Origin of the sequence: Enterobacter sp. T2, from assembly GCF_010692925.1 — a bacterium.
GTDB classification, from domain to species: Bacteria; Pseudomonadota; Gammaproteobacteria; order Enterobacterales; family Enterobacteriaceae; genus Enterobacter; species Enterobacter kobei.
Genome location: NZ_CP048736.1, coordinates 4,367,546 through 4,377,992, shown reverse-complemented (window position 1 = coordinate 4,377,992; position 10,447 = coordinate 4,367,546). Strand labels below are relative to the sequence as shown.

The 10,447-nt window shown below is 50.8% G+C and carries 11 protein-coding genes; 7 read left to right on the top strand and 4 right to left on the bottom strand.

The genetic code is table 11. The annotated features are described in order from the left end of the window. Position 1: 1 nt before the first annotated feature. Genes gspF through gspC form a run of 4 tightly spaced genes read right to left on the bottom strand, consistent with a single transcriptional unit; the run spans position 2 to position 5,471 of the window. Entirely contained in the window at positions 2 to 1,201 is a 1,200-nt protein-coding gene (gspF, locus tag G0034_RS20995) for a type II secretion system inner membrane protein GspF (protein ID WP_179121248.1), read from the bottom strand. Then, positions 1,198 to 2,673 carry a type II secretion system ATPase GspE gene (gene gspE, locus G0034_RS20990; RefSeq protein ID WP_179121247.1) on the bottom strand — a complete coding sequence of 492 codons (1,476 nt, stop codon included), beginning with the start codon at positions 2,671 to 2,673 and terminating at the stop codon, positions 1,198 to 1,200. Before gspE ends, gspF begins: the two co-directional genes overlap by 4 nt. Further along, a complete protein-coding gene (gene gspD, locus G0034_RS20985; protein WP_179121246.1) occupies positions 2,670 to 4,655 on the bottom strand; it encodes a type II secretion system secretin GspD in 1,986 nt (661 codons plus the stop codon). The genes gspE and gspD overlap by 4 nt, the downstream gene beginning before the upstream one ends. Further along, complete coding sequence (gene gspC, locus G0034_RS20980) at positions 4,656 to 5,471, bottom strand: type II secretion system protein GspC (protein ID WP_023331442.1); 816 nt, start codon at positions 5,469 to 5,471, stop codon at positions 4,656 to 4,658. A gap of 147 nt (positions 5,472 to 5,618) precedes the next feature. Between gspC and G0034_RS20975 the strand changes: the two genes are divergently transcribed. The 7 genes from G0034_RS20975 (at position 5,619) to rplB (ending at position 10,431) form a co-directional block, all read left to right on the top strand. Beyond that, positions 5,619 to 7,094, top strand: a complete 1,476-nt coding sequence (locus G0034_RS20975) for a peptidoglycan-binding domain-containing protein (RefSeq protein WP_179121245.1) — start codon at positions 5,619 to 5,621, stop codon at positions 7,092 to 7,094. Next, the gene (locus G0034_RS20970; RefSeq protein ID WP_023331440.1) at positions 7,091 to 7,456 is read left to right on the top strand and encodes a type II secretion system protein GspB, cryptic system variant; all 366 of its coding nucleotides are present in this window, start codon (positions 7,091 to 7,093) and stop codon (positions 7,454 to 7,456) included. Before G0034_RS20975 ends, G0034_RS20970 begins: the two co-directional genes overlap by 4 nt. Positions 7,457 to 7,703: 247 nt before the next feature. Then, positions 7,704 to 8,015 carry a 30S ribosomal protein S10 gene (gene rpsJ, locus G0034_RS20965; protein ID WP_001181005.1) on the top strand — a complete coding sequence of 104 codons (312 nt, stop codon included), beginning with the start codon at positions 7,704 to 7,706 and terminating at the stop codon, positions 8,013 to 8,015. 32 nt (positions 8,016 to 8,047) lie between these two features. Further along, positions 8,048 to 8,677: a 50S ribosomal protein L3 gene (gene rplC, locus G0034_RS20960; protein WP_003863274.1), complete on the top strand. Its 630-nt coding sequence runs from the start codon at positions 8,048 to 8,050 to the stop codon at positions 8,675 to 8,677. A 10-nt stretch (positions 8,678 to 8,687) separates the two neighbouring features. Further along, positions 8,688 to 9,293: a 50S ribosomal protein L4 gene (gene rplD, locus G0034_RS20955; protein WP_000424395.1), complete on the top strand. Its 606-nt coding sequence runs from the start codon at positions 8,688 to 8,690 to the stop codon at positions 9,291 to 9,293. Next, complete coding sequence (gene rplW, locus G0034_RS20950) at positions 9,290 to 9,592, top strand: 50S ribosomal protein L23 (RefSeq protein WP_000617546.1); 303 nt, start codon at positions 9,290 to 9,292, stop codon at positions 9,590 to 9,592. The genes rplD and rplW overlap by 4 nt, the downstream gene beginning before the upstream one ends. 17 nt (positions 9,593 to 9,609) lie before the next feature. Further along, positions 9,610 to 10,431 (top strand): 50S ribosomal protein L2, encoded by an 822-nt coding sequence (rplB, locus tag G0034_RS20945; protein ID WP_000301859.1) that lies wholly within the window; start codon positions 9,610 to 9,612, stop codon positions 10,429 to 10,431. Positions 10,432 to 10,447 lie beyond the last annotated feature (16 nt).

Here is a 10,447-nt window from a genome sequence, read left to right as displayed (position 1 = left end):
CTTAATTCATCAATGAGTTGAGTTGTAAGATGGGCTGCATGATCGAGACAACGATAAACAAAACGATCGCTGCCATGACAACAATCAGCGCCGGTTCAAAAATTGCCAGGGTCAGCGAAATGCGGTTTTGCAGCTGCACCTCCTGGTTATTTGTCGCACGTTGCATGAGTTCCCCGAGCTGACCGCTTTTTTCTCCGGAAGCAATCATGTAAATCATCATGGGGGGAAATATTTGCGTCTGCTTCAGGGACTGGCTGATGCTATTTCCCTGACGTACGCTTTCTGCTGCGTCGCTGAGCCGCCGGCCTATCTCCCGATTGCCAACGCCTTCCGCCGAGAGTGACATCCCCTCCAGGAGGGGGATACCGCTGCGATTGAGAATACTCAGGGCGCGCAGATAACGGGCGCTATTGATCGCGCAGACCAGCGGGGAGGTAATGCGAAACGCGATGAGCCAGCGATGAAAATGATCCCGGTTTTTCCCGCGCTTCAGCCAGAAAGAGAACAGCGCTCCTCCACAGATAAGCGTCAGTGCGATCCAGGGACCATATGTCGACAGAAAGTGACTCATCGCCAGTAACGTACGGGTGGAAAGCGGTAGCTCGTGCTTAAGATGAGTGAACTGCGCGGCGACCTTCGGTACCACCGTGGTAAGCAAAATGATAACCACCAGAATGGCGACCGTGGTGAGCAGGGCAGGGTAAATCAACGCCTGTGTGAGTTTGCTGCGCATTTGCTGACGTGCTTCATTATATTCGGCCAGCCTTTCAAGAACGGTGCCCAGTTGGCCGACCGTCTCTCCCGCTTTTACCAGGGTGCAAAAGACCGTATCAAACAGACGAGGGTGGGCTTGCATGGCCACAGAGAGGGGCTGTCCCTCCAGAACGGCGAGGTGCAGAGAAGTGATGACGTCGGCCAGTTTTTTATTTTCTTTTTGCTGTTGAACAACGGCGAGCGCTTCATCCAGCGGCAACGCCGCCGCGATCAGCGTCGCCAGCTGACGCGTAAAAAGCGTTAATTCGCTGTGGCTGATTCGTGTCGAAAAAGCCCTGAGGGCAACCTTGGGTCGCTGCCGTTTTAGCGTTTGCGGTAATAACCCCTGGCTACGCAACTGCGCGACCATCTCTCTTTCACTCGCGGCCTCACTCAGCCCCGTATGGCGGTTTCCCCGCGCGTCCGTTGCCGTCCAGTGAAATTTCATTGGCGCCCATCCGCTGGAGTCTGACCTTCAGAGGTCACCCGCAGAATTTCTTCAAGTGAGGTCATCCCTTCTGCCGCTACGCGAAGACCGTTTGCCAGCAGGCTGAGGTGATGACGACGCTGGATCTGTTCCAGCTGCCTTTCATGACGCTCATTGTGAATAGCGTCACGCAGTTCTGGTGTCGCGAGTAACAGTTCATGGATCGCCATACGCCCCTGATAGCCGCTTTGTCTGCAAGCGGGGCAGCCTTTTGCTTGCCAGAGTTGGGATGCATTTATCCCGTGGGCTTGCAGAAGCTGTAGTTTCTGAGGCCGCACGGCGTGAGCCGTTTTACAGTGGGGGCATAGCCGTCTGACCAGACGTTGGGCAATCACCCCAACGAGCGAGGAAGAGAGAAGGAACGGCTCAACGCCCATATCCCGTAATCGCGTTACGGCACCGCACGCGCTATTGGTGTGGAGAGTGGAAAGCACCAGATGCCCGGTCAAAGAAGCCTGAACCGCAATTTGAGCGGTTTCGTTATCGCGAATTTCTCCTACCATGACGACATCAGGATCCTGACGTAAAATAGCGCGTAGTCCGCGGGAAAATGACATATCTACGCGGCTATTAACCTGGGTTTGTCCGATACCTTCCAGTTCGTATTCAATTGGGTCCTCTACCGTAAGCACATTGCGTTCGGGGCTATGTAGCGCGGAGAGAATGGCGTAGAGCGTGGTGCTTTTCCCGGAGCCCGTTGGCCCCGTGACCAGAATAATACCGTGGGGAAGGGCAAGCAGATTCTTCAGACTGTGTGTGTCTGCCGCTGACATATCCAGTTTATCGATGGATAAGCGCAGACTACTTTTATCCAACAGACGCAGAACAACACGTTCGCCATGCTGCGACGGGAGCGTCGACACACGGACATCCACATTTCGCTGACCAATTTTTAAGGTAATGCGTCCATCCTGCGGCAGCCTTTTTTCGGCAATATCCAGTTTGGCCATGATTTTGATACGTGAGATGAGTAAGGCCGCCAGTTTTTTATTCGGCTGAACCACCGGGCGCAAGATGCCATCAACCCGGAAGCGGATACTCATCGCTTTTTCAAATACTTCAATATGAATATCTGAGGCGTGTTCTTTAATTGCTTCGCTGAGCACGGCATTAATAAGCCTGATAACCGGCGCGTCCGACTGCTCGTTCAGCAGATCTTCATTCGTTGGGATCTCTTCAGAGAGAGTATTGAGATCGTCCGAGTTATTAATATCTTCGGCAATTAACTGGGCTGACCCGCTGTTCTGTTGGTAAATAAGCTCCAGCTTTTCGGCAAACTGCTGCGGGGGGAGCCGGGTAAAACAGGTGCACTCTGGCGCAACGGATGCGAACTCGAGCAGATGCTCAAGTGTGGCATCTGTCGAGTAGAAGAGAGTCTCTCCTTGTAAGGCAATGCCATAGCGCTGCGCTTTTTTCCATGCGTGCTGACTCATTCCGTTCGACCTTCCCTGAACGGATTTTTAGCGTCCGGTGTCGCCGTTGCATTATTAAAAGCCCGATCTTCAAGCTCTTTGATGTTATCGACGTTAATCAGTGTTTCACTTTGCTTTTCACGTCTCTCTTTTTGCAGATCTTTGAAATTAGTGTATTTCTCACGTGAGAGTGAACGATAGACCTCATCGTCTCTGATAATGGTCGGGCGGATAAAGACCATCAGGTTACGTTTGCTTTTCTCATTGGATGTGTAGCGGAAAAGCTGTCCCACCAAAGGGATATCGCCCAGCAGGGGAACTTTTGAAACTTCTTGCTTACTGGCGTCATCCATTAAACCGCCAAGCACAACGGTTTCGCCACTTTTCACCAGGACGGCATTCTGTATTGTTCGGGTGTTGAAGGTTGGGCCGAGCGAGGAAGAGCTTGTCGATGTGTCGACGCTGGAAACCTCTTGCTCGATCTCCATCAGAACAGAATCACCCTCGTTAATCTGCGGGGTGACTTTTAACTTGGTCCCCACCGTCTTACGCTCGACGGTATTGTAAATATTATCGCCGGAGGTCGTCTGGGAACCGGAAAGTACGGGCACATCCTGCCCGACGTTGAAGGCTGCTTCTTTATTATCAAGCGTAACGATGCTGGGCGTAGACAGGATGTCGTTTTTGTTGTCGGTATTGAGTGCTGTGAGGAGCACCCCCCAGTCGCCGTTGAAAAAACCTGCCGCAAGGCCGTTATAATTACTGAAGAGGTTGTAAGCTGGGTTATCGCTGGTGATCCCTCCGTTTGCTTTGAATTCACCCACGCCCTGTGCCGCGTTAAAGATTGGCAGGCCAGTTTTTGTAAACTGTTGTCCACCAACGTTTTTCTCAGCCCACTGCACACCCAGGTTCAGACCTTTACCGTCCTGAACTTCAACGATAATCGCTTCCACCAGAACCTGTGCACGACGAATATCCAGCTTAGCGATAACCTCATCGAGTTGCTGGAGAATACCCTGATCGGCGGTCACAACCAGTGAGTTGGTTTGTTCATCTGCAGTAATAGAGATATCGCGGCTGCTGCTGGTTGCCGTATTGGTTGTGCCACTTTTGCCCTCTTTCAGTTTTTGTGTGACACCGGTTAAAACGTCAACAAGCTTATCCGCTTTGGCATATTTCAGGTACCATACCCGCGTGTTTCCTTGCCCTTGCTCCTGGGTATCAAGACGTTTTATCAACTCAGTAATTCTTGCGCGGGCGCGTTCTGAGCCTCTGATAATCAGCGTATTGCTTCTTTTATCGGCAACGATGTGCGTCTGGAGTGTCGCAGGTTGTGCCTCTTTTGCGTTCTCACGCGACAGCGTGTTAAGGACATCGGCAAGATCGACTGCGGAAGCATATTTCAGCGGGATAATTTGCTCTTGCTCGTCACCCATGACATCGACACGTTTAATGACTTCCAGCATGCGATTGACGGTTGATGCTTTGCCGGTAATGACCAGCGCATTAGAGGGCTCATAATGCGAGACGTTACCGACATTACCGCCATCGAGCATTTGACGAAGCAGAGGAGACAGCGATCGCGCTGGAACATTTTCCAGAGAAACAATACGTGTCACCAGTTCATCACCCTTGCCGGGTTGCGTATTACTGGTAAGCTTTCCTGGAAGATTTTTCACGGTTTCTGAACGCACGACTTTCAGCAGGCCATTATCAAGAGTGATAAGTGAAAAGCCATAAAGGTCGAGTACGCTCAGGAAAAATTGATAGTATTCCTCTTTATTAAAGGTATCTACGCTTCTGACGGAAATGGATGCTTTAACATCGGGATCAATCAGAATCGTTTTCCCCATGTTTTGTCCCACGATGTTGACAAACGTTTGAATGTCCGCACCGTTAAAATTCGCCGTGTAATCAGCTGAATATCCGGGCTTAGCGGTGGCGATGAGCAAAAAAAACAGCGAAAGCGCTTTCAGTCGCTGGCTTGCGGAGGTTCCATCCATTTATTTATCCTGACCGTCCTGGAATTGTTGAACGGCAACATTAATTAGTTTTGGTGATGCATTTCGCAAGAGGGTAATCTGCGCCGTCTGCAGATGTCTAAGTGCCTCCTGCGCATGGGTTATATTCGCCTGTTGCGTTAAAGACATATTGTTAAGCTGAATAGCAATGTCACCAGGTGCAATGGCTGTCCGTGAAAATAATTCTGTATTACCGCGAGGTAAAAGGCGCAATCCACGCAAGACATTTTTATCAACGACAGGAATCGCTTCAATAAAATCTGACAATGTGACATCTGTTGGTGCCGGCTGCTCGTTCACTTTTTCTGGCGTTGCGGCAGGTGGCGTCAGTTCGGTAAGCAGCGTAAGCTGCGCGGTGTTTCCGCCTGAGGAGAAAAACACCTGGTTCTTAGTGATATCAATGATGCGCGTGCTGTTGGATGATTTAAGCACATCATCAATAGAATAGACATTCTGTTCCCCCCCTTCCTGCAGAATGGCCCGGGACGATAATTTATCCGAACTATGAATAATACCGCTTAAATGGATATGGGACAGAGTATCTACGTTGCCACTCACTAATGGGGGCGCGTCAATGCGATTATTGACTGACGATGATAAATTCCATTTATATTTTTCATTAAAATTATTCAATGGCGTGATGATATCCTCATTAATCAGCGACGCTTTGTTATTACCCCACTGTATATATGCTGAGTAAATGAAGATAAAGATACCCATAGCGCTAGTCAATATAATCATAAGGCTCAGGGTGCGATACGATAACGCATTTTTCACTAAGGGAGAGATGGTTGCCATGAAATCACTTTTAAGAATGACTAAGAGTGAACGTGTTTCTTGTTTAAGTCCGTCATAATATAATCAGTCATTGGCACGCAGCAAGTCATATGCAATATATATCCCTGTTTTAGGAATAGAATAATTTTCGAGGTAATGCGGCTATTCATGGATGAGCTAAATACTTTTTATACTACGCGGCATTGTCTGATTCGGGACAGCATGTTTTCCACGTTAATTCAGGAACAATGGCTAATATTGCAGGGCGGTAAAGGGTCAGGAAAAAGTGTGCTTGCGCAAGGGGTGATTAGCGCGTGGCCTTATCGCGCGCTCACCATCAGCCCTTTGAACCGAAAAGGTTACCTGTGGGAGTGGGTGATTATTGCGGATTCGCAGACGGATAACAGTCTGGCGGGAAAAATATTCCCTGTTGAGAAGCTCTGGGAGGAGCTGTACAGCGCGGGGACCGTGACACACGGCAGTATGCCGCTGTTTGTCCTGGAAGATGGACACCGAATCTCCAGGGGGCTTGTTTCAACGATTCTGGCGTTTATGACCATGATGCCGCAAGCCCGATTGCTACTTACAGGGATATTCAACCGTCGTCAGCAGCGTGAGTTACGGGTATTACAGCCGGTATGGTTTGAGATACCCGCGCCGGACAGTAAAGATTACCGCAAGGTGATCTCCTCTCATGCAGGCATTGGCCCTGAGACAACCAACACTCTTCCGGAACAATTTATCAGACGATGCATGAGACGTTGCGATGGCAATCTTCATCTTGCCGCGCGACTGGGAGGGGTTATTCGTCGTAATAAGATGGAGGGGGAGGAACATGCCGCCTCTATTATTGACGCTTCTCTTCAGCGTGAGGCGTTGCGTTACCTGCCCGCACCTGGCCGTCAGGGCGTAACCTGGTTGCTGCTGTTGGTGTTAACGGTGCTATGTGGTGGTGGAGGCGCATACTTCGCCAGGCCTCTTTCCCAGTGGCTGCCACCGCTCACAACGTTGCTTCCTGTAGAATTCTCAAGACCTGTCTCAACTCATGCGCGACTGATGGCAGAGACGATGTCTACCAATGAATCGCTCAGTTTACTGTTTAGCGTCTGGGGGTATGAGGTAGACAAAGGGGAAGCCTGGTGCGATCAGGCATACCGGGGCGGGATGGCCTGCCTTTCCGGCACCGAAACGCTTGAAACACTGTTGTCTGACGGACTTCCCTGGGTCGCCACCCTGAAAGCAGGTAGCGCCAGTTTCCCTGTCGTCGTGATCGGGGGAGGAGAGAACACGCTTACCGTGCTGTCAGGAAATCAAACATGGATCCTTGATAAGGCATGGTTCAGCCATGTCTGGACAGGGAATGTGACGCGAATGTGGAAGCCATCGCCCGACGGCAACGCAAGCATAACAAAGAAGAGTAGCACCGATGACATTGTCTGGCTTGATACGATGCTGAGCCGCGTGCTGAATGTCGAGGCGGAAGGGACGGGAGAATGGAGTTCGCTGCTAACTGAGAAGGTCCGCCAGTTTCAGGCGCAAAATAAGATTAAAGTCGATGGTGTGATGGGACAGTTGTCACTTATCAGGCTATGGCAAGCCCTGGGTGAAAGTCCAACGTTGATTCAGGAAAGAGGGGCGATATGAGCGAGCAAACGGTAACCTCTTTGCAGCCCAAAGTACGCTTTGTCCGGCCAGATATGCCGCGCCCGCTATGGGCGGGGATATGCATCGCATTGTCCTGGCTTTTATATAGTGTGGGTTGCGCGATCGTAGGGTATTACCTGTACCGCGGGATTGCTCTGCACGCGTCTTCATCACCAGAGCCTCAGCATTATCGGCTTTCTGAGGAGCACTATATCTATAAGAAGCGTCCCTTGCCGGTGCCGGTGGAAGAGACGGATGTTAGTGTGTCGGAGGAAAGCGACGCTGAGCATCCGGTTGCTGCCGGAGGAAAGGGCGATCTTGAAGCGCGTGTTAAGCAGGCGATAGCAGATATTGACCAGTAGTGTACGTGTCTTGCAAAAGGTTGGTTATTATCGACACAGTCGACTTGCATTAAGCCTGTAAATACGTATAATGCGCGGGCTTGTCGTAATTGACGGCTGGTTCGATATGAACCTGGGTAGCGCATTTTGTTACTCAACAATGCTCCCAATTGGGGAGCTACGTAAGAACGGTTACACTCTCCCATCAATCGTAATGGGTTTGAGGAGTAATCATTTTCGTTTATAAAATAATTGGAGCTCTGGTCTCATGCAGAACCAAAGAATCCGTATCCGCCTTAAAGCGTTTGATCATCGTCTGATCGATCAATCAACCGCGGAAATCGTCGAGACTGCTAAGCGCACTGGTGCGCAAGTCCGTGGTCCGATCCCGCTGCCGACCCGCAAAGAGCGCTTTACCGTTCTGATCTCTCCGCACGTTAACAAAGACGCGCGTGATCAGTACGAAATCCGCACTCACAAGCGTCTGGTTGACATCGTTGAGCCAACTGAGAAAACCGTTGATGCTCTGATGCGTCTGGATCTGGCTGCCGGTGTAGACGTGCAGATCAGCCTGGGTTAATCAGGTCATCGAGCGATTGAGAGGTTGAAACAATGATTGGTTTAGTCGGTAAAAAAGTGGGTATGACCCGCATCTTCACTGAAGATGGCGTTTCTATCCCAGTAACCGTAATCGAAGTTGAAGCAAACCGCGTTACTCAGGTTAAAGATCTGGCTAACGATGGCTACCGCGCTATTCAGGTTACCACTGGTGCTAAAAAAGCTAACCGTGTAACCAAACCAGAAGCGGGTCACTTCGCTAAAGCTGGCGTAGAAGCTGGCCGTGGTCTGTGGGAATTCCGTCTTGCTGAAGGCGAAGAGTTCACCGTAGGTCAGGACATTAGCGTTGAGCTGTTTGCTGACGTTAAAAAAGTTGACGTAACCGGTACCTCTAAAGGTAAAGGTTTTGCTGGTACCGTTAAGCGCTGGAACTTCCGTACCCAGGACGCTACCCACGGTAACTCCTTGTCTCACCGCGTTCCGGGTTCTATCGGTCAGAACCAGACTCCGGGCAAAGTGTTCAAAGGCAAGAAAATGGCAGGTCAGCTGGGTAACGAACGTGTAACCGTTCAGAGCCTGGACGTAGTACGTGTTGACGCTGAGCGCAACCTGCTGCTGGTTAAAGGTGCGGTCCCGGGTGCAACCGGTAGCGACCTGATCGTTAAACCAGCTGTGAAGGCGTAAGGGGATAGCAATGGAATTAGTATTGAAAGACGCGCAGAGCGCGCTGACTGTTTCCGAAACTACCTTCGGTCGTGATTTCAACGAAGCGCTGGTTCACCAGGTTGTTGTTGCTTATGCAGCTGGTGCTCGTCAGGGTACTCGTGCTCAGAAGACTCGTGCTGAAGTAACTGGTTCTGGCAAAAAGCCATGGCGCCAGAAAGGTACCGGCCGTGCGCGTTCAGGTTCTATCAAGAGCCCGATCTGGCGTTCAGGTGGCGTGACCTTCGCTGCGCGTCCACAGGACCACAGTCAAAAAGTTAACAAAAAGATGTACCGCGGCGCGCTGAAAAGCATCCTGTCCGAACTGGTACGTCAGGATCGTCTGATCGTTGTCGAGAAGTTCTCTGTAGAAGCGCCTAAAACTAAGCTGCTGGCTCAGAAACTGAAAGACATGGCTCTGGAAGATGTGCTGATCATCACCGGTGAGCTGGACGAGAACCTGTTCCTGGCCGCACGTAACCTGCACAAGGTTGACGTACGCGATGCGACTGGTATCGACCCGGTTAGCCTGATCGCCTTCGACAAAGTCGTAATGACTGCTGATGCTGTTAAGCAAGTTGAGGAGATGCTGGCATGATTCGTGAAGAACGTCTGCTGAAGGTGCTTCGCGCACCGCACGTTTCTGAAAAAGCGTCTACTGCGATGGAAAAAACAAACACCATCGTTCTCAAAGTTGCTAAAGACGCGACCAAAGCAGAGATCAAAGCTGCTGTGCAGAAACTGTTTGAAGTCGAAGTCGAAGTCGTTAACACCCTGGTTGTTAAAGGGAAAGTTAAACGTCACGGACAGCGTATCGGTCGTCGTAGCGACTGGAAAAAAGCTTACGTCACCCTGAAAGAAGGCCAGAACCTGGACTTCGTTGGCGGCGCTGAGTAAGTCGGAGGAGTAATACAATGGCAGTTGTTAAATGTAAACCGACATCTCCGGGTCGTCGCCACGTAGTTAAAGTGGTTAACCCTGAGCTGCACAAGGGCAAACCTTTTGCTCCGTTGCTGGAAAAAAACAGCAAATCCGGTGGTCGTAACAACAATGGCCGTATCACCACTCGTCACATCGGTGGTGGCCACAAGCAGGCTTATCGTATTGTTGACTTCAAACGCAACAAAGACGGTATCCCAGCAGTTGTTGAACGTCTTGAGTACGATCCGAACCGTTCCGCGAACATCGCGCTGGTTCTGTACAAAGATGGCGAACGCCGTTACATCCTGGCCCCTAAAGGCCTGAAAGCTGGCGACCAGATTCAGTCTGGCGTTGATGCTGCAATCAAAGCAGGTAACACCCTGCCGATGCGCAATATCCCGGTTGGTTCTACCGTTCATAACGTAGAAATGAAACCAGGTAAAGGCGGTCAGCTGGCGCGTTCCGCGGGTACTTACGTTCAGATCGTTGCGCGCGACGGTGCTTATGTCACCCTGCGTCTGCGTTCTGGTGAAATGCGTAAAGTCGAAGCAGACTGCCGCGCTACTCTGGGCGAAGTTGGCAATGCTGAGCATATGCTGCGCGTTCTGGGTAAAGCAGGTGCTGCACGCTGGCGTGGTGTTCGTCCTACCGTTCGCGGTACTGCGATGAACCCAGTCGACCACCCACATGGTGGTGGTGAAGGTCGTAACTTTGGTAAGCACCCGGTAACTCCGTGGGGCGTTCAGACCAAAGGTAAGAAGACCCGCAGCAACAAGCGTACTGATAAATTTATCGTACGTCGCCGTAGCAAATAATTTTAGAGGATAAGCC